A 22,157-nucleotide genomic window follows, 5' to 3' on the forward strand; every position below is an offset into this window, starting at 1 on the left:
GAACATTCGATAGAATGCATAAAACCCGCAGGCCAATGCCGTCCCGCGGTGGTTTCGACCCGACCCGATGCCTCGTGCGCCCTGCGCTCGGGCGTCCCGACGACGAACAGGACGGTGAGTCATGTCTGCTCATGCTTTCTCCGCCCAGCCCGCTGCCCAGGGGTTGTACGACCCCACGTTCGAGCATGACGCCTGTGGTGTCGCGCTCGTCGCGACGATGCGGGGCCACGCCGGCCACGACATCGTCGACGCGGCGCTGCTGGCCCTGACCAACCTCGACCACCGCGGTGCCACGGGCGCCGACCCGCTCGTCGGCGACGGCGCCGGCATCCTCACGCAGATCCCCGACGCGTTCCTGCGCGAGGTCGTCGACTTCGAGCTGCCCGCGAAGGGCTCCTACGCCGTCGGCATCGCGTTCCTGCCGCAGGACGCCGACGGCCAGTGGCACGTCGGCGAGGGCTTCGACCGCATCGCCGACGAGGAAGGCCTCGTCGTCCTCGGCTGGCGTGACGTCCCCGTCAACCCCGACGTCGTCGGTGAGTCGGCGCGCGGCACGATGCCGGTCTTCCGCGAGGTGTTCGTCGCGGCGAAGGACGGCGACGCCTCGGGCCTCGAACTCGACCGTCTCGCGTTCTGTGCGCGCAAGCGCGCCGAGAACGAGCTCGACGTCTACTTCGCGTCGCTGTCGGCGCGCACCATGGTCCACAAGGGCATGCTGACGACGGCGCAGCTCGAGCAGTTCTACCCCGACCTGTCGGACGAGCGGTTCGAGACGGCGCTGGCCCTCGTGCACAGCCGGTTCTCGACGAACACGTTCCCGAGCTGGCCGCTCGCGCACCCGTTCCGCTTCATCGCGCACAACGGTGAGATCAACACGGTGCGCGGCAACCGCAACTGGATGAGCGCACGCGAGTCGCAGTTGCGCAGCGACATCATCCCCGGCGACCTGTCTCGCCTGCTGCCGATCTGCACCCCGAACGCGTCCGACTCGGCGACGTTCGACGAGGCCCTCGAACTGCTGCACCTGTCGGGTCGCAGCCTGCCGCACTCGGTGCTCATGATGATCCCCGAGGCGTGGGAGAACCACGCGACGATGGACCCGGCGCGTCGCGCGTTCTACGAGTACCACGCCGCGTTCATGGAGCCGTGGGACGGCCCCGCGTGCGTGACGTTCACCGACGGTTCGCTCATCGGCGCCGTCCTCGACCGCAACGGCCTGCGTCCCGGGCGTTACTCGGTGACGAAGGACGGCCTCGTCGTCCTCGCCTCCGAGGCGGGTGTGCTCGGCCTCGCGCCGGAGGACGTCGTCGAGCGTGGGCGCCTGCAGCCGGGCAAGATGTTCCTCATCGACACCGAGGCCGGGCGCATCATCCCGGACGAGGAGATCAAGGGCGAACTCGCCACGGCGAAGCCGTATCAGGAGTGGCTCGACTCGGGCATCGTCAAGGTCGGCGACCTGCCGGATCGTGAGCACATCACCCATTCGTTCAGCTCGGTCACGCGCCGTCAGCAGACGTTCGGCTACACGAACGAGGAGCTGAAGATCCTGCTGACGCCGATGGCGTCGACGGGCGCCGAGGCGCTCGGTTCGATGGGCACCGACACGCCCGTCGCCGTCCTCAGCTCGCGCCCACGCCTGCTGTTCGACTACTTCACGCAGCTGTTCGCGCAGGTGACGAACCCGCCGCTCGACGCGATCCGCGAGGAGCTCGTCACGAGCCTCGGCACGACGATGGGTCCGGAGGGCAACCTGCTCACCGACGGCCCCGAGCACGTCAAGCAGGTCGAGTTCGGCTTCCCCGTCATCGACAACGACGAGCTCGCGAAGATCGTCCACATCAACGCCGACGGCGACCGCGCCGGCTTCGCGGCGTACGTCATCCGCGGCACGTACCGCGTCGACGGTGGTGCGAGCGCGCTCAAGGCGCGCCTGCAGGGCATCTTCGCCGAGGTCGACCAGGCGATCGCCGACGGTCACCGCTTCGTCGTCCTGTCCGATCGTGACTCGAACGCCGAGTTCGCGCCGATCCCGTCGCTGCTGCTGACGGCGGCGGTGCACCACCACCTCATCCGTCAGAAGACGCGTCTGCAGGTCGGGCTCGTCGTCGAGGCCGGCGATGTGCGCGAGGTCCACCACGTCGCGCTGCTCGTCGGCTACGGCGCGGCGCTCGTCAACCCGTACCTCGCGATGGAGTCCGTCGAGCAGCTCGCCCATGAGGGTGCGCTCGGTGACACGACGCCCGAGCAGGCCGTCAAGAACCTCATCAAGGCGCTCGGCAAGGGCCTGCTCAAGGTCATGTCGAAGATGGGCATCTCGACCGTCGCCTCCTACCGCGGCGCGCAGGTGTTCGAGGCGCTCGGCCTCAGCCAGGAGGTCGTCGACGAGTACTTCACCGCGACGACGTCGCGTCTCGGCGGCATCGGTCTCGACGTCATCGCGGCCGAGGTCGCGGCGCGTCACGCGAAGGCCTACCCGAGCGACGGCCAGGGCCCCGCGCATCGCGAGCTCGAGGTCGGTGGCGAGTACAAGTGGCGCCGCGAGGGTGCACCGCACCTGTTCAACCCGACGACGGTGTTCCGCCTCCAGCACTCGACGCGCGCGCGTCGTTACGACATCTTCAAGCAGTACACGCAGGCCGTCGACGACCAGTCGGCAGAGCTCATGACGCTGCGCGGGCTCTTCAAGTTCGCCTCCGACCGTCCGTCGATCTCGATCGACGAGGTGGAGCCGGCGAGCGCCATCGTCAAGCGCTTCTCGACGGGCGCGATGTCGTACGGCTCGATCTCGAAGGAGGCACACGAGACGCTCGCGATCGCGATGAACCGCCTGGGCGCGAAGTCGAACACCGGAGAGGGCGGCGAGGACGTCGATCGCCTGCTCGACCCGAAGCGTCGTTCGGCGATCAAGCAGGTCGCCTCGGGTCGCTTCGGCGTGACGTCGCTGTACCTGACGGAGGCCGACGACATCCAGATCAAGATGGCGCAGGGCGCGAAGCCCGGCGAGGGCGGTCAGCTGCCCGGGCCGAAGGTGTACCCGTGGGTGGCGCGCACGCGTCACGCGACGCCCGGCGTGGGTCTCATCTCGCCGCCGCCGCACCACGACATCTACTCGATCGAGGATCTCGCGCAGCTCATCCACGACCTGAAGAACGCGAACCCGAGCGCGCGCATCCACGTCAAGCTCGTCTCCGAGGTCGGCGTCGGCACCGTCGCCGCGGGTGTCTCGAAGGCCCACGCGGACGTCGTGCTCATCTCCGGCCACGACGGCGGCACGGGAGCCTCACCGCTGACCTCGCTCAAGCACGCCGGTGGGCCGTGGGAGCTCGGCCTCGCCGAAGCGCAGCAGACGCTGTTGCTCAACGGCCTGCGCGACCGCATCGTCGTGCAGACCGACGGCCAGCTCAAGACGGGCCGTGACGTCGTCATCGCCGCGCTGCTCGGCGCGGAGGAGTTCGGTTTCGCAACCGCGCCCCTCGTCGTCAGCGGCTGCATCATGATGCGCGTGTGTCACCTCGACACCTGCCCGGTCGGCATCGCGACGCAGAACCCGGAGCTGCGCGAGCGTTTCAGCGGCAAGCCGGAGTTCGTCGAGACGTTCTTCGAGTACATCGCCGAGGAGGTGCGCGAGATCCTCGCCGAGCTCGGTTTCCGTTCGATCGAGGAGGCCGTCGGGCACGTCGAGGCGCTCGACACAGACGAGGCCGTCGAGCACTGGAAGGCCAGTGGTCTCGACCTCGCGCCGATCTTCGCGAAAGCGGAGATGCCGTTCGGCGGTGAGCTGTTCAACACGCAGGGTCAGGATCACCACCTCGACGCTGCGCTCGACAACGAACTCATCGCGAAGGCGAAGGACGCCATCGAGCACAAGACGCCGGTCGCGTTCGAGACGAAGGTGTCGAACGTCAACCGCACCGTCGGCACGATGCTCGGCCACGAGTTGACCAAGCGCTACCTCGATGAATTGCTCCACGACGACTTCGTCGACATCACGCTGCGCGGTGCGGGCGGGCAGAGCTTCGGCGCCTTCATCCCGAAGGGCCTGACGCTGCGGCTCGTCGGCGAGGGCAACGACTACGTCGGCAAGGGCCTGTCGGGTGGGCGCATCATCATCCGTCCCGACACCGAGACGGCCCTCGTCGCCGAGGAGAACGCCATCGCGGGCAACGTCATCGGTTATGGCGCGACCAGCGGTGAGATCTTCCTGCGCGGCAAGGTCGGCGAACGCTTCTGCGTCCGCAACTCGGGAGCGACGGCCGTCGTCGAGGGCGTGGGCGATCACGGCTGCGAGTACATGACCGGTGGTCGCGTGCTCATCCTCGGCGCGACCGGACGCAACTTCGCGGCCGGCATGTCGGGCGGTGAGGCGTACGTCCTCGATCTCGACGCCGACCTTGTCAACCGCGAGCTCGTCGAGGTCACCGGTCTGCGCGCCGAGGACGAGGACGTCGTCAAGGAGCTGCTGACGAAGCACGCCGCCGAGACGGGTTCATCCGTCGCCGAGTCGTTGCTGAACGACTGGCCTTCGAGCCTCGTCCGTTTCTCGCTCGTCACGCCGCGTGAGTACCAGCGCGTGCTGAGCATCCGCAAGGACGCCGAAGGCATGGGCGTCGACCCCGACAGCGCCCAGGTGTGGGACAAGATCATGGAGGTGAGTTGACGTGGCTGACCCCCGCGGATTCCTCAAGACCCGGGAGCGCGAGCTGCCCGAACGTCGCCCCGTTCCCGTTCGCATCCGCGACTGGAAGGAGGTGTACGAGGAGCAGCAGCTCGGCACCGTGCAGCGTCAGGCCGGCCGATGCATGGACTGCGGCATCCCGTTCTGTCACTCGGGCTGCCCCCTCGGCAACCTCATCCCCGAGTGGAACGACCTGTCGTGGAAGGGTGAGTGGGAGGAGGCCATCGAGCGCCTCCACGCCACGAACAACTTCCCCGAGTTCACCGGACGCCTGTGCCCCGCGCCCTGCGAGACGGCGTGCGTGCTCGGCATCAGCCAGCCCGCCGTCACGATCAAGCAGGTCGAGAAGACGGTCGTCGAGGAGGGCTTCGAGCGTGGTTACGTCACGCCGCAGGTGCCGACGCGCCTGACGGGCAAGACGGTCGCCGTCGTCGGTTCGGGGCCCGCGGGCCTCGCCGCCGCGCAGCAGCTGACGCGCGCCGGGCACACCGTCGCCGTGTTCGAGCGCGACGACGCCCCCGGTGGCCTGATGCGCTACGGCATCCCCGAGTTCAAGATGGAGAAGGGCATCCTCGATCGTCGCATCGAGCAGATGAAGGCCGAGGGCACCCGTTTCCGCTGCAACACCGAGATCGGCGTGACGCTGACGGCGGAGCAGCTGCGCTCGCGCTACGACGCCGTCGTCCTCGCGATGGGCGCGACGGTGCGTCGCGACCTGCCGGTGCCGGGGCGCGAGCACACGGGCACGTACCAGGCGATGGAGTACCTGCCCCAGGCCAACCGCGTCGCGCTCGGCGGCGAGGTCGAGGGTCAGATCCTCGCGACCGGCAAGGACGTCGTCGTCATCGGTGGTGGCGACACCGGAGCCGACTGCATCGGTACGGCGCTGCGTCAGGGCGCGAAGTCGGTGACGAGCCTCGAGATCATGCCGCAGCCCGGCGAGGAGCGTCCGGCCAACCAGCCGTGGCCGACGTACCCGATGATCTTCCGCGTCGCCTCGGCGCACGAGGAGGGTGGCGAGCGCGTCTACTCCGCCTCGACGAAGGAGATCCTCGCGGACGACGACGGCAACGTCAGCGGTCTGAAGATCGTCGAGGTGAAGTTCGTCGACGGCAAGTTCGAGGAGGTCGAAGGCTCGGAGCGAGTCATCCCGGCGCAGCTCGTGCTGCTCGCGATGGGCTTCCTCGGCCCGCAGGGCGAGGGTCTGCTCGAGCAGCTCGGCGTCGACACCGACGAGCGCAGCAACGTGCAGCGCGACGCGAACTACATGTCGAGCGTGCCCGGCGTGTTCGTCGCCGGTGACTGTGGGCGCGGCCAGTCGCTCATCGTGTGGGCGATCGCCGAGGGCCGCAGCGCGGCGCGCGGCGTCGACATGTGGCTCATGGGTGACTCGACGTTGCCCGCGCCGATCAAGCCGACGGATCGTCCGCTGACGGTGTGATCGTCCGCATGTGTTGACGCCTGATCGCGCGTCGTGGAAGCCCCTGCCGCCCTCGTGGCGGCGGGGGTTTCCGCGTCGTCGCGGGCCTACCCGCGAGTACGGTGACGGGGGTCTCACCGGGCGAGATGGTCGACTGAGGGAACGCTCGCGCGGGCGATAGGGTTGGAAGCATGCGTCGCGCGAAAATTGTTGCCACCCTTGGCCCTGCTACCGACTCTGCCGAACGGACGCGTGAGCTCGTCGAGGCCGGCCTCGACGTCGCCCGCTTCAACCTCTCCCACGGTTCGTACGAGGAGCACCAGACCCGGTACGACCACGTCCGCGCCGCCGCTGCGGCGACGGGTCGCGCCGTCGGCGTCCTCGCCGACCTGCAGGGCCCGAAGATCCGCACCGCTCGTTTCTCCGCGGGCCCGGTCGACCTCGCGAAGGGCGACCGCTTCACCATCACGACCGAGGACGTCGACGGTGACTCCGAGCGCGTCGGCACGACGTACAAGGGCCTGCCGGGCGACGTCAACGTCGGCGACATGCTGCTCGTCGACGACGGCAAGGTCGCGCTGCGCGCGGTCGAGGTGACGGCCACGGACGTCGTGACCGAGGTGGTCGTGCCGGGCCGCGTGTCGAACAACAAGGGCATCAACCTGCCCGGTGTCGCGGTGAGCGTGCCCGCGCTCAGCGAGAAGGACGAGGCTGACCTGCGCTGGGCGTTGAAGGCCGGCGCCGACCTCATCGCGCTGTCGTTCGTGCGCGACGCCGCCGACATCACGCGCTGCCACGAGATCATGGACGAGGTGGGCATCCGTCGCCCCGTCATCGCGAAGATCGAGAAGCCGCAGGCGGTCGAGAACCTCATCGAGATCATCGAGGCGTTCGACGGCATCATGGTCGCGCGCGGTGACCTCGGCGTGGAACTGCCGCTCGAGGACGTGCCGATCGTGCAGAAGCGTGCCATCGAGCTCGCGCGCCGCGCGGCGAAGCCCGTCATCGTCGCGACGCAGGTGCTCGAGTCGATGATCGAGAATCCGCGCCCGACGCGCGCCGAGGCCTCCGACTGCGCCAACGCGGTGCTCGACGGCGCGGACGCCGTCATGCTGTCGGGGGAGACGTCGGTCGGTGCGTGGCCGATCGAGACGGTCAAGACGATGGCGCGCATCATCTCCTCGACGGAGGAGCACGGCCTCGAGCGCGTGCCCGACCTCGGCATCCAGCCGCACACGAAGGGCGGCGTCGTGACGAAGGCCGCCGTCGAGGTGGGGGAGACGCTCGGGTGCACGCACCTGGTCAACTTCACGACGACCGGCGACTCGGCGCAGCGCATGTCGCGTCTGCGTCCGCGCCTGCCGATCGTTGCGTTCACGCCGTCGGAGACAGTGCGTTCGCAGCTCGCGCTCGTGTGGGGCGTGCAGACGGAGTGCAGCCCGAAGGTCAAGCACACGGACGAGATGTCGATGCAGGTCGACGAGATCTTCCTCGGCGACGGTCGCTGCGTCGAGGGTGACCTCGTCGTCATCGCCGCCGGATCGCCTCCCGGCATCCCCGGTTCGACGAACGCGCTGCGCGTGCACAAGATCGGCGACGCGAAGAACCGCGTCGCGCCGGCCTACGAGGACCACGAGAAGGCCCGTAGCGCCGCCGCGCAGAACTGATCCTGCCTCAGTCCTTGATCGGCGCTGCTGCCCCCGCGCCCGGTGCGCGGGGGCAGCGCGCGTTCGGGTAAGGTGAGCGGGCACCAGCCGACGTGGTGGAATGGCAGACACGGAGCACTCAAAATGCTTTGCCGCAAGGCGTGGGGGTTCGAATCCCCCCGTCGGCACGCGCACAGGGCTCGACCGTCGAGGTCGAGCCCTTCGTCGTTCCGCGGCGGCGGCGCTAGGCTGGCGCGCATGCTCTCCAAGGACACGCAGCTGTGCATCTCGATGTCGGGGCGCCCGAGCAACATCGGCACGCGCTTCCACAACCGGCTCTATGACGAGCTGGGGCTCGACTTCGTCTACAAGGCGTTCTCGCCGGTTGATCTCGCGCAGGCCGTCGCCGGCATCAGGGGGCTGCCGATCCGGGGCGCGGCAGTGAGCATGCCGTTCAAGGAACAGGTCATCCCGATGCTCGACGCGCTCGACGAATCGGCGAAGGCCATCAACTCCGTCAACACGATCGTCAACGACGACGGCGTCCTCACCGGCTACAACACCGATTACGTCGCCGTCGCGTCGCTGCTGCAGACCCACGGCGTGCCGACCGACCTGCGCATCGCCGTGCGCGGCTCGGGCGGCATGGGCAAGGCCGTCGTCGCCGCCTGCCGCGACACCGGCTTCACGCACGGAACGGTCGTCGCGCGCAACGTCGAGGCGGGGGAGAAGCTCGCCGCGCAGTACGGCTGGGAGCACTCGCGCGATGTGCCGGAAGGCACCGACGTCCTCGTCAACGTCACGCCCCTCGGCATGGCCGGCGGCGAGGGCGAGGGGCAGTTGAGCTTCACCACCGACGAGATCGACGCGGCGACCTGGATCTTCGACGTCGTCGCGAGCCCGAGCGACACGCCGCTCGTCGTCGCCGCGCGGGAGCGGGGCAAGAACGTCATCACCGGCGCCGAGGTCATCGCGCTGCAGGCCGCCGAGCAGTTCGTCCTCTACACCGGCGTACGCCCCAGCGACGAGCAGATCCGTACCGCGTCCGAGTTCTCGCGCCAGGACGCGTAGGATTTTCGCCGTGAGTGAGACGAGCGACCAAGACCAGCGCCTGCGCGTCGTCGTGGCGGAGGACGAATCTCTCATCCGCCTCGACCTCGTCGAGATGCTCGATGCGGGCGGCTACGACGTCGTCGCCGCCGTCAGCGACGGGGAAGCGGCCGTGGCTGCGATCGCCGAGCACCGACCCGACCTCGCGCTGCTCGACGTCAAGATGCCCCGCAAGGATGGCATCAGCGCCGCCGAGGAGATCGGCGCCGACGGCCTCACCCCCGTCGTCCTCCTGACGGCGTTCAGCGACCGCCACCTCGTCGAACGCGCGAGCGACGCGGGCGTCATGGCCTACGTCGTCAAACCGTTCACCTGGAACGACCTCGGCCCGGCGCTCACCGTCGCGACCCGCCGATGGCGCGAGATGCGCGCCCTGCGTGACGAACTCGCGGCGATCAACGCCAAGCTCGAGACGCGCAAACAACTCGACCGGGCGAAGGGCATCCTCACCACCAAGCTCGGCCTCGACGAACCCGCGGCGTTCCGCTGGATCCAGAAGACCGCGATGGATCGTCGTCTGTCGATGCAGCAGGTCTGCGACGGCGTCATCGCCGAGTTCGGCGACGCCTGACGCGAGAAGGGTTGTGGAGGTTCGCGCGATGGGTATCGCGAGCCTCCACAACCCTTCGTCGCCAGAGGAGGCGTCTCAGCCCTTCGGCAGATCCCGCAGCATGCACGTGATGCGGGCGGTGCAGGTGCGGTTGCCCTCATCGTCGGTGATGACGACGTCGTACGCCGCGAGGGTGCGCCCGATCGACAGCGCCGTCGCGGTCGCCGTCACGATGCCGCTCCTCGCGGAACGGTGATGCGTCGCGTTGATGTCGAGCCCGACGGCGAATCGTCCCGGCCCGGCGGCCATGTTCGCGCCGATGGAGCCGACGCTCTCGGCGACAACGACGTTCGCGCCGCCGTGCAGCAACCCGAACGGCTGCGTGTTGCCCTCGACGGGCATGGTCGCGACGACACGCTCGGGGGAGGCCTCGAGCACGCGGATGCCCATGCGCTCGTCGAGCGTGCCGCGGCTCATCTGCGCGAGTTCGTCGAGCATCTGCTCCTGCGTCATCTCGGGCGCGTGGGTTGCGGTCTCGGGCGTGGGGGAGCTCGTCATGGTCTCGCCTTTCGGGTTGTCGGTGCTGGGACATAGGCTGCCACGTGTGAAGCGCTTGTTGTTGTTGGACGGACATTCCCTCGCCTACCGGGCCTTCTTCGCGCTGCCCGCGGAGAATTTCTCGACCTCGACGGGGCAGCACACGAACGCCGTGTACGGCTTCACGTCGATGCTCATCAACCTGCTGCGCGACGAGGAACCGACGCACCTCGCCGTCGCGTTCGACGTGTCGCGTCAGACGTTCCGCAGCGAGGAGTACGCCGAGTACAAGGCGGGCCGCGCGACGACGCCGAGCGAGTTCAAGGGGCAGGTGAGCCTCGTCAAGGAGGTGCTCGACGCGATGGGCGTCACGCACCTCGAGGTCGACGGGTACGAGGCCGACGACATCCTCGCGACACTCACCACCCAGGCGACGCAGGCCGGTTTCGACGAGGTGCTCCTGTGCTCCGGCGACCGCGATGCGCTGCAGCTCGTGCGCGACAACGTCACCGTGCTGTACCCCGTCAAGGGCGTCTCGGAGCTGACGCGTATGACGCCCGCCGCCGTCGAGGAGAAGTACAGCGTGCCGCCCGAGCGCTACAGCGACCTCGCCGCGCTCGTCGGCGAGAAGAGCGACAACCTGCCCGGCGTGCCCGGTGTCGGCCCCAAGACGGCCGCGAAGTGGATCGGGCAGTACGGCGACCTCGAGGGCCTCGTCGCCAACGTCGACCAGATCAAGGGCAAGGCCGGCGAGAACGTGCGCGCCCACCTCGATGGCGTGCTGCGCAACCGACGCCTCAACCAGCTGCTCGTCGACGTGCCGCTGCCCGTGACGCCGGACGACCTCGCGCGCCACGACTGGAACCGTGACGAGGTGCACCGCGTCTTCGACGGTCTCGAGTTCAAGGTGCTGCGCGACCGCCTGTTCGCGACGCTCGGCACGGCGCAGCCCGAGGCGGAGGGCGACGTCAGCGTCGACGGCGTCGTGCTCGGCGACGGCGAGGTCGAGACGTGGCTCGCCGGTATCACCGGGCGCGCCGGGCTGTTCGTCGACGGCACGTGGGCGAAGGGCGCGGGTGACGCGAGCGGCCTGGCGATCGCCGACGAGAGCGGCCGCGCCGCGTACGTCGACCTGACGACCCTCGCACCCGAGGACGAGCAGGCGCTTGCCGAGTGGCTCGCCGACGTGACGAAGGCGAAGGCCCTGCATGACGCGAAGGGCCCGATGCACGCCCTCGCCGCGCGCGGTCTCACCCTCGCAGGGCTGACGAACGACACCGCCATCGCGGCCTACCTCGTGCGACCCGACCAGCGCTCGTACGGGTTCGAGGATCTGCTGCTGCGCTACTGTCACATCGAACTGCCCGAGACCAGCAAGCAGGCAGCCGGTCAGGGGATGCTCGACCTCGGTGACGTCGGCGCCACGCAGGGCGACGACGCCATGGCGCGCGCCGCGGCCGTCGCGACCCTGGCCGCCGCGCTCGACGAGGCGGTCGCCGACGTCGGTGGCATCGAGCTCATGGCCGAGCTCGAGCTGCCGATCGTCGAGGTGCTCGCGACGATGGAGCAGGCAGGCATCGCCGTCGACCTCGACGCGCTGCACGAACTCGAAGCCGACTACGACGCGCAGGTCGTCGCCGCGCAGCAGGACGCGTGGGACGCGATCGGTGGCGAGCAGGTCAACCTCGGCTCGCCGAAGCAGTTGCAGGTCGTGCTGTTCGAGACCCTGGGCCTGCCGAAGACCAAGAAGACGAAGACGGGGTACACGACGGACGCCGAGGCGATCGCCGACCTGTCGGAGAAGGCGCCGCACCCGTTCCTCGACGCTCTGCTTCGTCACCGTGACGCCTCGAAGCTGCGCTCGACGGTGCAGGGCCTCATCAAGTCGATCGGTGACGACGGCCGCATCCACACCACCTACCAGCAGACGATTGCGGCGACCGGGCGTCTCAGCTCGACCGACCCGAACCTGCAGAACATCCCGATCCGCACCGAATCGGGTCGACGCATCCGTCGTGTCTTCGTGGTCGGCGAGGGCTACGACTGCCTCATGTCCGCCGACTACAGCCAGATCGAGATGCGAGTCATGGCGCACCTGTCCGGCGACGAGGGCCTCATCCAGGCCTTCAACGACGGCGAGGACCTGCACCGGTTCGTCGGCTCACGCGTGTTCGGCGTCGAGCCGAGCGAGGTGACCTCCGAGATGCGCGCGAAGGTCAAGGCGATGTCGTACGGCCTCGCGTACGGGCTGTCGGCGTTCGGCCTGAGCAAGCAGCTGCGCATCTCCACGGCCGAGGCGCAGCGCCTCATGGACGGCTACTTCGAACGCTTCGGTGGGGTGCGCGACTACCTGCGTCAGATCGTCGACGACGCGCGCGCGACCGGCTACACCGAGACGATGATGGGTCGGCGCCGCTACCTGCCCGACCTGACGAGCGACAACCGTCAGCGCCGCGACATGGCCGAGCGGATGGCGCTCAACGCGCCGATCCAGGGCTCGGCGGCCGACATCATGAAGAAGGCCATGCTCGGCGTCGACGAGGCGTTGCGCGCGGCGAACCTGCGCTCGCGGGTGCTCCTGCAGGTGCACGACGAACTCATCGTCGAGGTCGGCGCGGGCGAACGCGACGAAGTCGAACGCATCGTGCGCGAGCAGATGGGTGCGGCCGCCGACCTCGCGGTGCCGCTCGACGTCAACGTCGGCACCGGACGCAGCTGGCAGGACGCCGAGCACTGACGGCCGCCGCCCGTGAGGGTCGACAGCCGGCACGTCGGGTCGGCCGGTGAGAAGAAAACGTTCGCAGCTGCCTCTCGGCCGAGCAGCCGACCTAGAGTGGAAGATTCCGGTTGGGGATCTTTTTCACTCATCTCGGAGGTGCTCATCACCGCTTCGGGCCCGGGGGCCCACGGTTTCGGCCGGGGACCCTTCGAGCCGTTGATGGGGCTCTTGGCCCAGTCGCTCACCGACGTCGAGTGTCACGCCGCGAGCGCGCACACCCGGTGCGACGACGGCGTCGTCACCGATGACGCAGTCCTCCAGCACGGCGTCCGCCCCCACGAGCGCGCCGGGCCCGATGATGCAGCCGTTCACGATGGCGTCGGCGGCGACGCGTGATCCGCCCAGCAGCAGGCTGCCGCGGATAGCACCCGCGTCAGGGGTGCCAGCAACCGCCCCCGCCCGCAGGTCGACGGCGTCGAGGTCACGCTCACGCGCCCAGGCGAGGTTCGCCGCCAGCAGGGCGGCGGGCGTGCCGATGTCGTGGAACGGTGCGTCGTCGCGGTTGACGAACACCCCGCCGCGCTCGCTCGCCTCAGGAAACACCTCGCGTTCGAGGGAGACGACCGCGTCGACGGGCACGAGATCGACCAGGGCGGGGGAGACGACGTACGTGCCCGCGTTGACGACGCCCGCCGGCGCGCCTGGCGGCTTCTCCTCGAACGCCGTGACGCGCCCGGCCTCGTCGAGGTGTAGCAACCCGTACGCCGACGCGTCGGGCACGGCGCGTCCGTGGATCGTGGCGAGCACCGGGGGTGCGTCGCCGGCGCGAACGGCACACTCCCGGTGCGCCCGGTGCGCGGCGACCTGCGCGCCGAGGTCATGCTCGGTGATGAGGTCGCCGTTGAGGACGAGCACGTCGTCGTCGGACGCGAGATCGAGCAACCCGCACGCGTGACGCAGCGCGCCACCGGTGCCGAGCGGATGCTCCTCACGGCTGTAGCGCAACCGGACGCCGTACGCGTCGCCGTCACCGAGCGCCGGACGAAAAGCGTCCGCGTGGTACGAGGTCGCGAGCACGACGGATTCGACGCCCGCCGTCGCGAGACGATGAAGTTGGTGCGCGATGACGGGTTCGTCACCGATCGGCAACAGGTGCTTCGGCGTGCGGCGCGTGAACGGCAGCAGCCGGGTGCCGTACCCACCGGCCAGGACGACGGCGTGCAGGCTCATCGGCCGCTGGTGCTCGACGCACTCGTCGAGCTGGTGCTCGACGCTCCCGACCCGTCACCGTGCTGCTGGATCTGCGGGGCGAGCCAGTTCCAGAAGATCGGGCCGGACTCGCTGGTGAAGTGCAGCCCATCGGCGTAGAGGTTCACGCCGTTGATGCGGCCGTGATACTGCCCGCCGGGGCAGAGGAAGCCGAACTGGTCGATGAGGGTGACTCCGTTGGAACGCGCCCAGCCCTTCGCCACGTCGTTGAGATGCTCGACCTTCGCGGTGTCGTTGGTCGCGACGACCGTCGGGTCGGTTCCTATCGTCGGCACGCGGTGGCATGACAGGTCGACGAGGTAGGGGTGGGTGATGTTCTGCTGCTTCGCCTTCTGCGCGACGCCGTCGAGGCTGGAGCGCACGAACGCGTCGTGCTCGGCGCTGCCGGCGCGCAGCGTCCGTCCGTCGACCGCGTAGTCGTTGAGCAGGTTCTGCGGCAGGAAATACAGCATCGTGTCGCGCCCGGCGAGGCCGTAGTACCAGTCGTCATGGAACTGGTCGCACTTCGACAGCGACGGCACCGGCTGGCCGCCACTGCTCTCCTGCCCGGCGAACGTCGTGCATCCAAAGCTCGCTGATTCCGTCAGCTGCAGGTCGGGAAAGCGTGTCTGCGGGAAGTTGGCGAACAGGCTGTGCGGGATCGAGTTGCCGACGAGGATCGCCTTGACGTCCTCACCGGGCGTGTATGTCTTCATCGCGTACGTCAGTTCGCCGCCACCCGAACCGGCTTCCAGATCGGAACCGCCACCCGAGACGTGCGGTAGCGCCAACGCCCCACCGGCGACGACGAGTGCCGCCGCGGCGGCCGCGATCGGGGCGAGCCGACGAGGTGCAGGCGAGCGCGGCCACAGGGCGCGCACCCCGCCACGGCGCACGGGCTGCTCCACGAAGCGGTAGGTCGCCGTCGCGAGCACGAGGGCGGCGACGGCCTGGACGACGCCCGCCCACGCCGCGTCGAGGCCGAGACGCTCGGGCGCAAGGTAGACGTGCAGCGGCCAGTGCCACAGGTACAGCGCGTAGCTGATGAGCCCGAGCCGGCGCAGCCACTCGAACGACAGCACGTGCTGGAAGCTGTTCGGGTGCGGCGAGGCTGCCGCGAGGATCGGCACGAGCGCGACGACGCAGAACGCGACGAGCCCGCCACGGAACAGCCCGGACGACGACTCGTCGAACGTCAGCATCGCGATGACCAGCGCGAAGAGCGCCGGCCACGCGAGACGTTCGAGCCACAGCAGCCACGGCGCGGGGCGCGCATGACCCCACTGCGACGGCCCGATCCAGGCACCCGCGGCGGCGCCGATGAGCAGTTCGAACGCGCGGGTGTCGGTGCCGTAGTAGACGCGCGTCGGGTCGACGCCGGGCACGTACAGGTGCGCCATCCACAGCGCCGACGCAGCAGCGAGCGCGAGCAACCAGAACGCGAGGTGGCGGCGGCGCGTGAGGAACCGCGTGAGCGCGAGCAGCAGGAGCGGGAACAGCAGGTAGTACTGCTCCTCGATGGCGAGCGACCATGCGTGACGCAGGGGAGAGGGCGTGCCGTTCGAGGCGAAGTAGGCCTCGTCACCGGAGATGAAGTGCCAGTTCGCGACGTACGCGAGGGTCGAGAGCACGTCGAGCGAGACGGCGTAACGACGCGACGGCAACGTCCAGAACGTCGCCATGACGAGCACCGCGAGAAGGACGACGACGAGCGTCGGCATGAGCCGTCGGGCGCGTGCCAGCCAGAACCCGCGCAGGTCGATGCCGCCGCGTTGGACGTACTCGCGCACGAGCAGCGTCGTGATGAGGTAGCCGGACAGGACGAAGAACAGGTCGACGCCGAGCCACCCGCCGCGCGCCGCGTTCGGCCACAGGTGGAACACGAGGACACCGAGCACCGCGAGCGCCCGCAGGCCGTCGAGGGCCGGGCGGTATGTCAGGGGGGTGTGGGGGCGGCGAGCCACGGTCGATCCTCTTCCACGAGTCATTCGTTCGAAGCCCTGAGTGTATTTGTGACATACACCTCATTGCAGGTGAATCCACCGCTAGCATGCGGTCATGCTGAACACGAACGATGAGGCGGGCCCCACGGGTCTCGCGACCGGCACGAAGATCGCTGCCATCATCTCCGCGCTGCTCCTGGCCGTCGCGGTCTACTTCTTCGTCTCCCCGACGAACTTCCGGGGCAAGGACGGCAGCCTGTTCGGCTGCGGTTCGCCGATGTCCCCCAACACCTCCGGCCTCGCGAAGGGGCAGTGCAACATCATCGAGGGGCAATCGCTGCACCGCGCGCTGCTGTTCCTCGCGCTCGCGCTCACCACCGCCGCGCTCGGCTACCTCCTGTTCGGCACGCACGGCTCCGGGCGCGCCGCACGCGGACGCGAGCGCTACGACCGTTATGACGAGCACGACGACGATGACGACGAGCGTCCGGTGCGTCCCGCGCGGCGCGAGCGTCGTGACGCCGAGGAGCGTCCCGCACGTCGTGCACGCCTCGGTGACGAGGACCGCGACGCAGAGCGCCACGAGCGCGGCGTGCGCATCGGGAAGGTCGAGCGGGCCGCAGGCGACGACGGCGAGGACGACGACGTGCACGAGCGCCGCACCGCGCGCGGGCGCAAGCGCCTGTCGGACCAAGAGCGCGACTGACGCTGCCCGTACCGGCCCCGCGAAACGAGGCCAGGAGAAACGACGATGGCCTCAAAACTGTTCGCCTACCGCCCCGGGCTCGACGGCATCCGCGGCTACGGCATGGTCGTGTTCATGCTGTGGCACGTCGGTGTACTGACGTTCCTGCCCGGCGCGTGGATCCTCATGAACGTCTTCTTCATCCTCTCGGCGTTCCTCATCACGCGCCTGCTGCTCGCCGAGCAGCGTGAGTTCGGGTGGATCAGCGTGCGTGAGTTCTACCGACGGCGCGTGCGTCGCCTCGCGCCGGCGCTGCTCGTCATGGTCGGCGCCGTCACCCTCGACGGGTGGGCGTTCGCGCCAGCCGGGGAGCGCACGTACCTGCGCGGCGACATCCTCGCGACCCTGACATACGTCATGAACTGGCGCCTCGTGCTGCGCGACGATCAGTACTTCGAGGAGTTCACCCACCCGAGCATCACGCGCCATGCGTGGAGCCTGTCGGTGGAGGAGCAGTTCTACCTCGTCGTGCCGTTGCTCATCATCGCGGCGCTGACGTACGCGCACCGCCGCAGCGCGCGCACCGCGGGGTTCGTCGTCCTCGCGCTCGCGTCGGCGGCGTGGGCGTCGACGATCGATCTCGACTCACCGGGCGGGCAGGCACACGCCTATTACGGCACCGACGTGCGCATGCAGGCCCTCGCCCTCGGTGTCGCGGCGGGCGTGTGGACGGGGCATCGTGGACGTGGTGGTGGGCTGCTGCGGGCACGGGATCGTCGCGATCTGCTCGATGCGGGAGACCGCCGGCTCGAGATCCTCGGCTGGGTCGGCCTCGTCGCGACGCTCGCAGGCATCGCGCTCATCGAGCCGCTGAGTGACTGGATGTTCACCCGCGGCGGGATGCTCCTCACGAGCCTCGCCGGCCTCGCGTGGATCATCGGGTGCGCCCAACGCGTGCCCACGCCCCTCGTGCGGCTGCACGCCAACCGTCTCGCGGTGCACACCGGCAAGATCTCCTACGGGCTGTACCTCTACCACTGGCCCATCTACCTGTGGCTCGTGCGCGCCTTCGGTCACGGGCACGTCATCCCGCTCGCGGTGGCGACGCTCGTGCTCTCGTACGCCGCCGCCGACGCGAGCTACCGCTGGCTCGAGAAGCCCGTCATCAAGCGCGGGGTGCGGGCCTTCGGTGGGCGGCGCGCGGGCGGCGCGGGCGCCGTCGGTCTCGTCGGAGTCCTCGTCGCGGCGCTGGCCATCCCCGCCGGGGCGAGCACGGCGGCCCACGAGGTGTCTGCGCCGCAGTACCCGCAGTACGTCGCGCACATCCCGACGCTCGTCGAGGGCCAGGCGACGTACACGCCGCCCGCCCGACCACTCGCCGTCACGCTCTACGGCGACTCGGTGCCGTACTTCCTCGCCCAGCGCATGCCGAAGGACAACTTCTCGAACCTCGTCGTGACGAACGCCGGCGCCCCCGGCTGCGACCTGCTCGACGCGCCCGTGCAGTGGACGGCGACGCGTCAGCAACCCAACGACATGCCGTGTCGCGAAGCGAAGGCGGAGTTCGGGCCCACGGTGCGTTCTTCCGACTCCCGGCTGGCCGTGCTCATGCCGACGCTCTACCTCGCACTGCGACACGACGTCGACGGCAAGGTGCTGTGGCTCGACGACGCGGCCTACCGCGACCTCATCACCCGCACGCTGACGAAGACCCTCACCACCGCGCGCACCTCGGGCGCGGCGAAGTTCGCCGTCACGACCGTGCCGTGCCGCACCATCGACGAACTGCAGGTGCCGCCCGAGTACCGCGGCGACTTCGACAAGTTCCCCCAACTCGTCGCCGAGGCTGGGCACCCGAAACGGGTCAACGCGATCATCACGGCGTGGGCGAAGGAACACCACGTGCCCGTCCTCGACCTCGCGGGCGCGGTGTGCGGTTCGTCGTACCAGCCGACTCGCCACGGCATCACGCTCTACGACGACGGCATCCACTTCTCGCCCGAGGCGACCCCGATGATCTGGGGTTGGCTCGCGCCGCAGATCGTGGCGGCCGCCCGATGAACGAGGCAGCCCGATGAACATGGTGGCCAGACGATGAGCACATCCGCACGCTCGCGCGGGAGCCGTGTCGAGCGTCCCCGCACCGATCGTTACGCGGCCATGGACGGCTACCGCGGCCTGTTCGTCCTGCTCGTCATCGCGTATCACTTCGGCGCGACGGGCCTCGTCGGCGGCTGGGTGGGCATCAACCACTTCTTCGTGTTCTCCGGCTTCCTCATCGCGCGCATCCTCATCAAGGAACGTCAGCGCACCGGTCGCATCGACGTGCGCCGCTTCTACCTGCGTCGCGCGCGGCGCGTGCTGCCGGCGATGTTCGTCCTCGTCGCCGCAGTTCTGACGCACACCGCCTTCCTCGAGCAACCCGCCCAGCAGAAGCAGTTCGGCGGCGACGCACTCGCCACCCTGGGCTTCTACCTCAACTGGAGGTTGATCGGCCGGAGCGACAGGTACTTCGACCAGATCGGCAACCCGTCGCCGCTGCGTCACGCCTGGACGCTGTCTGTCGAGGAGCAGTTCTACGTCGTCATCCCGTTCCTCATCCTCGCGATCTGCGCACTCACGCGCTCGCGCCGCCTGCGCTTCACCCTCGTCATGGCGCTCGCCTGCCTGAGTGCGTGGTGGACGGCGCACCTCGGGCTCGCCTCGTTCGAGGATCAGGCGCGCCTTTACTACGGCACCGACACCCGCGTGCAGGCGCTGCTCGTCGGTGTCGCGTTCGGGTTCGCCTTCGGCGTCGGCGCCGACGGACGGGGGCCGCGCCTGCCATCGCGCGAGGTGACACAGACCCTCGGCATCCTCGGCACGATCGTGTCGATCAGCGCGGTATTCCTGCTCGACGCGCAGACCGAGTGGGTCTACGCGAAGGGCGGCGTGCTGCTGTTCGCGCTTGGCGCCTCGCTCATGGGCTGGTCGAGCATCGACCCGCGCGGCCTCGCCATCAACCGCGTCTTCGGCTGGCGGCCGCTGGCCTTCGTCGGACAGATCTCCTACGGCCTCTACCTCTACCACTGGCCGGTGCACCTGTGGCTGCGCCCCGACGTGCCGCAGCCCGCGCTCGGGTTCCTCCAGTTCGTCGTGACGTTCGCGCTCGCGGTCGTGAGCTTCCGCTCCCTCGAGGCGCCGATCCTGCAGGACGGGTTGCGTGGCATGTGGCCGCACCTGCGACGCAGCCGTCGCCGGGCCCTCGCCATCGGCGCGTCGGGGGTGCTCGCGGTGGCGAGCGCCGCCCAGGCCCGCACGAGCGCACCCGGCGTGCCGACGGACGTGCCGCCGCTCGTCGCGGGGACGCCCGCGTACCGCACGGGCGCGCACCAGGACGCCGGCATCGTGGGCGACAGCGTGGGTTCCTCACTCGCGCAGGGTTTTTCGCCGTCGGTCTACACCGACCTGTCGATGAGCGACGCGACGATGATCGGCTGCGACCTCGTGCCCGCGCCGATCAGCCACGACGGCCAGGACGTCGCCGAGTCCACGCGCTGCGCGAGCTGGCGCGCGGGCGTCGAGAAGCAGTTGCGCGATGCGCACGCGCGCACCCTCGTCATCGTCGGTGACGCCCACTTCCTCACGACGCACCGCCTTGACGGCGTGCTCGCCGCGCCGCAGACGCCGCAGGGCGCGAAGTCGATCGAGCTGGCCCTCGACTCGTGGGCGCAGCGAGCCCGCGCCGCAGGCGTCGAGCGCACGGTCGTCGTCAATCTCCCGTGCCGACGCATCGACCCGGTGCGACTCGATCCGTCGTTGCGCTTCTTCGCCGAGCAGGGCTCGAACGACGCCGCCGTCGACTGGGCGAACGGCGTCATCGCGGCGTGGGTGAAGCATCACCCCGATGCGGCGCTCGCCGACCTGCACGCCCAGACGTGCAGCGCCGGGTACCGCTCCGTCATCAACGGGGTGAGCCTCTACGAGGACACGCTGCACTTCACCCCGCGCGGCGCCGCGATGATCTGGACGTGGCTCGCGCCGCAGGTGCAACGCGCGGGCGCCGCACGGTGAGGTTCGCCTCGGGCGGGGCGGCGCGGGAGTTGGCGAACACCGCATGCGAAAGTGCGCCCGACGTGTGACCATGGTCACCAGTTACCGCGCGGTACGCGCGCACACCTCTCGACCCTCACGACGGACGGAACGCCATGGACACCTCGACCTTCTTCCGCGACCTGCCGGCCCTGTTCGCCGGTGAGCCCGCGACGTCGGACCCGATCGACCCGCGTTGGTCGGCCCTGTGCGACGAGGTCGCGGGGTACACCGCGCCCAACGAGCTCGCCGTCCTCAACCATGCCGCCGCGACGATGCCCGCCGACGAGGCCTACCTCGAGGTCGGCACGTTCAAGGGCCGCTCGATCTGCGCCGCCGTGCAGGGCAACGGGGACAAGACGTTCGTCGCGATGGAGAACTTCATGGAGTTCGGCATGGCGGGCGAACTCGCGCGACGCGAACTCATGACGAACCTCGAGACCCACGCCGGGGACGCCGACGTCACGCTGCTCGAAGGTGACTGCTTCAAGCTCATGGTGCGCCCCGACGCGCTCGATCGCCCCGTCGGGGTCTACTTCTACGACGGTGAGCACACGCTGCTGTCGCACTACCTCGCGCTCGCCGCCGTCGAGCCGCTGCTCGCCTACGAGGCGCTCGTCCTCATCGACGACGCGTCGTGGCCGGTCGTGCAGAAGGCGCACAGGCTGTTCCTCAAGCAGCACCCGGGCTGGGAGATCGTCGAGCAGTGGGACGCCGCGCACGCCGACGACCCACGCTGGGCGAACGGCCTGCACGCGCTGACCTTCCGTCGCCGCCCCGGCACCGCGAAGCGCCTCAGCCGTCAGGACGAGATGCTGCGCCGCTACCAGACGACGGTGCAGGACCGCCTCAACGCGGCGATGTGGAAGGCCGTCGGCGTCGTGCCCGGGCCGATCACCGCCGTCGCGAAGGTGCTGCTCGGCCGCTCGCGTCAGATCGGCGACGACGGTGCGAAGAACGACGGCGCAAACAGCGACGGCCAGAAGAGCAATGACCAGCACTGAGCCCTGCTGGGCCACGCCGAGCGAAAGCGGCCCCCGCTGAGGCGGTAGGACGGGGCCGACCAGCCTGAGCGGATGGGTCCGGTTCGAGCGGTGCGAGCCGCCCTCGAAGGTCGAACGACGTCGGGGGTCAGCTCGTGTGATCGAGCACGAGCAGGTCCTCGGCGTCCTCGATGTGCGTGACGCGTCTGCTGCGCGAGCGCCACGCGCCGGCCACGACGACGACGCCGGCGCACGCTGCGGCGAGCGTCACGACCTGCCAGACGCTGTCGTGCCACCACAGCCACCCGACGACGAGTTCGACGGCGACCATGACCCACGTCAGCATGCCGAGGCGCGTGTCGTCGCCCGCCATCTGCGAGAAGAGCCACAGCTGCGCGAGCGCCCAGACGGTGCCGAGTGCGAGGCACGCGATGACGAGGGATCCGTTGCCGTCGAACGCGTGACCACCGACAGAGGCGACCACGGCGTCGGCGTCGAGCAGCGACCCGACGACGCAGCCGACCACGCCGAGCGCGAGGACGAAACCGGCGGCCCGCCACAACGCGCGGG

Annotated in this window: 14 protein-coding genes and 1 tRNA gene; 11 read left to right on the forward strand and 4 right to left on the reverse strand. The window is 69.5% G+C overall.

The window, feature by feature from the left end:
- Window positions 1–121: 121 nt before the first annotated feature.
- From gltB to HMPREF0321_RS02090, 6 genes are all read left to right on the forward strand, one after another.
- Window positions 122–4,657: a glutamate synthase large subunit gene (gene gltB, locus HMPREF0321_RS02065; RefSeq protein ID WP_006943749.1), complete on the forward strand. Its 4,536-nt coding sequence runs from the start codon at window positions 122–124 to the stop codon at window positions 4,655–4,657.
- A 1-nt stretch (window position 4,658) separates the two neighbouring features.
- Window positions 4,659–6,116, forward strand: coding sequence for a glutamate synthase subunit beta (locus HMPREF0321_RS02070; protein WP_006943774.1), 1,458 nt, complete (start codon window positions 4,659–4,661; stop codon window positions 6,114–6,116).
- Between the two features lie 170 nt (window positions 6,117–6,286).
- Window positions 6,287–7,762, forward strand: a complete 1,476-nt coding sequence (gene pyk / locus HMPREF0321_RS02075) for a pyruvate kinase (RefSeq protein ID WP_006943809.1) — start codon at window positions 6,287–6,289, stop codon at window positions 7,760–7,762.
- Window positions 7,763–7,848: 86 nt separating this feature from the next.
- Window positions 7,849–7,929: transfer RNA gene (locus tag HMPREF0321_RS02080), tRNA-Leu, on the forward strand.
- A 70-nt stretch (window positions 7,930–7,999) separates the two neighbouring features.
- On the forward strand, window positions 8,000–8,812 hold the full coding sequence (locus HMPREF0321_RS02085) for a shikimate 5-dehydrogenase (RefSeq protein ID WP_006943807.1): 813 nt from the start codon (window positions 8,000–8,002) through the stop codon (window positions 8,810–8,812).
- Between the two features lie 10 nt (window positions 8,813–8,822).
- Window positions 8,823–9,422, forward strand: coding sequence for an ANTAR domain-containing response regulator (locus HMPREF0321_RS02090; protein ID WP_006943731.1), 600 nt, complete (start codon window positions 8,823–8,825; stop codon window positions 9,420–9,422).
- 75 nt (window positions 9,423–9,497) lie between these two features.
- On the opposite strand, the gene HMPREF0321_RS02095 is transcribed toward HMPREF0321_RS02090, so the two are convergent.
- Window positions 9,498–9,959: a PaaI family thioesterase gene (locus HMPREF0321_RS02095; protein WP_006943746.1), complete on the reverse strand. Its 462-nt coding sequence runs from the start codon at window positions 9,957–9,959 to the stop codon at window positions 9,498–9,500.
- 46 nt (window positions 9,960–10,005) lie between these two features.
- Here HMPREF0321_RS02095 and polA point away from each other — a divergent pair, with 46 nt between their 5' ends.
- The gene (gene polA / locus HMPREF0321_RS02100) at window positions 10,006–12,675 is read left to right on the forward strand and encodes a DNA polymerase I (protein WP_040014293.1); all 2,670 of its coding nucleotides are present in this window, start codon (window positions 10,006–10,008) and stop codon (window positions 12,673–12,675) included.
- 123 nt (window positions 12,676–12,798) lie between these two features.
- Here the strand turns inward: polA and HMPREF0321_RS02105 are convergent, their stop codons facing one another.
- The gene (locus HMPREF0321_RS02105) at window positions 12,799–13,887 is read right to left on the reverse strand and encodes a sugar phosphate nucleotidyltransferase (RefSeq protein ID WP_006943797.1); all 1,089 of its coding nucleotides are present in this window, start codon (window positions 13,885–13,887) and stop codon (window positions 12,799–12,801) included.
- Complete coding sequence (locus HMPREF0321_RS14595) at window positions 13,884–15,869, reverse strand: acyltransferase (protein WP_006943744.1); 1,986 nt, start codon at window positions 15,867–15,869, stop codon at window positions 13,884–13,886. Before HMPREF0321_RS14595 ends, HMPREF0321_RS02105 begins: the two co-directional genes overlap by 4 nt.
- 94 nt (window positions 15,870–15,963) lie before the next feature.
- On the opposite strand from HMPREF0321_RS14595, the gene HMPREF0321_RS02115 reads away from it, so the two are divergent.
- From HMPREF0321_RS02115 to HMPREF0321_RS02130, 4 genes are all read left to right on the forward strand, one after another.
- Window positions 15,964–16,554 carry a hypothetical protein gene (locus HMPREF0321_RS02115; RefSeq protein ID WP_006943805.1) on the forward strand — a complete coding sequence of 197 codons (591 nt, stop codon included), beginning with the start codon at window positions 15,964–15,966 and terminating at the stop codon, window positions 16,552–16,554.
- A 45-nt stretch (window positions 16,555–16,599) separates the two neighbouring features.
- Complete coding sequence (locus HMPREF0321_RS02120) at window positions 16,600–18,594, forward strand: acyltransferase (protein WP_006943760.1); 1,995 nt, start codon at window positions 16,600–16,602, stop codon at window positions 18,592–18,594.
- Window positions 18,595–18,627: 33 nt separating this feature from the next.
- The gene (locus HMPREF0321_RS02125; protein WP_083803170.1) at window positions 18,628–20,586 is read left to right on the forward strand and encodes an acyltransferase family protein; all 1,959 of its coding nucleotides are present in this window, start codon (window positions 18,628–18,630) and stop codon (window positions 20,584–20,586) included.
- Window positions 20,587–20,720: 134 nt separating this feature from the next.
- On the forward strand, window positions 20,721–21,608 hold the full coding sequence (locus tag HMPREF0321_RS02130) for a class I SAM-dependent methyltransferase (RefSeq protein WP_006943824.1): 888 nt from the start codon (window positions 20,721–20,723) through the stop codon (window positions 21,606–21,608).
- 127 nt (window positions 21,609–21,735) lie between these two features.
- On the opposite strand, the gene HMPREF0321_RS16320 is transcribed toward HMPREF0321_RS02130, so the two are convergent.
- Window positions 21,736–22,157 (reverse strand): hypothetical protein (locus HMPREF0321_RS16320; protein WP_217490509.1); only part of this gene is annotated, 422 nt, incomplete at its 5' end.

Origin of the sequence: Dermacoccus sp. Ellin185, assembly GCF_000152185.1 — a bacterium.
Lineage (GTDB): Bacteria > Actinomycetota > Actinomycetes > Actinomycetales > Dermatophilaceae > Dermacoccus > Dermacoccus nishinomiyaensis.

What these genes read in the sequence shown, in the direction of transcription:
- gltB (WP_006943749.1), top strand. Translation starts at nt 122, where the DNA reads ATGTCTGCTCATGCTTTCTCCGCCCAGCCCGCTGCCCAGGGGTTGTAC.
- pyk (WP_006943809.1), top strand. Translation starts at nt 6,287, where the DNA reads ATGCGTCGCGCGAAAATTGTTGCCACCCTTGGCCCTGCTACCGACTCT.
- HMPREF0321_RS02085 (WP_006943807.1), top strand. Translation starts at nt 8,000, where the DNA reads ATGCTCTCCAAGGACACGCAGCTGTGCATCTCGATGTCGGGGCGCCCG.
- HMPREF0321_RS02095 (WP_006943746.1), bottom strand. Translation starts at nt 9,959, where the DNA reads ATGACGAGCTCCCCCACGCCCGAGACCGCAACCCACGCGCCCGAGATG.
- HMPREF0321_RS02105 (WP_006943797.1), bottom strand. Translation starts at nt 13,887, where the DNA reads ATGAGCCTGCACGCCGTCGTCCTGGCCGGTGGGTACGGCACCCGGCTG.
- HMPREF0321_RS02115 (WP_006943805.1), top strand. Translation starts at nt 15,964, where the DNA reads ATGCTGAACACGAACGATGAGGCGGGCCCCACGGGTCTCGCGACCGGC.
- HMPREF0321_RS02120 (WP_006943760.1), top strand. Translation starts at nt 16,600, where the DNA reads ATGGCCTCAAAACTGTTCGCCTACCGCCCCGGGCTCGACGGCATCCGC.
- HMPREF0321_RS02125 (WP_083803170.1), top strand. Translation starts at nt 18,628, where the DNA reads ATGAGCACATCCGCACGCTCGCGCGGGAGCCGTGTCGAGCGTCCCCGC.
- HMPREF0321_RS02130 (WP_006943824.1), top strand. Translation starts at nt 20,721, where the DNA reads ATGGACACCTCGACCTTCTTCCGCGACCTGCCGGCCCTGTTCGCCGGT.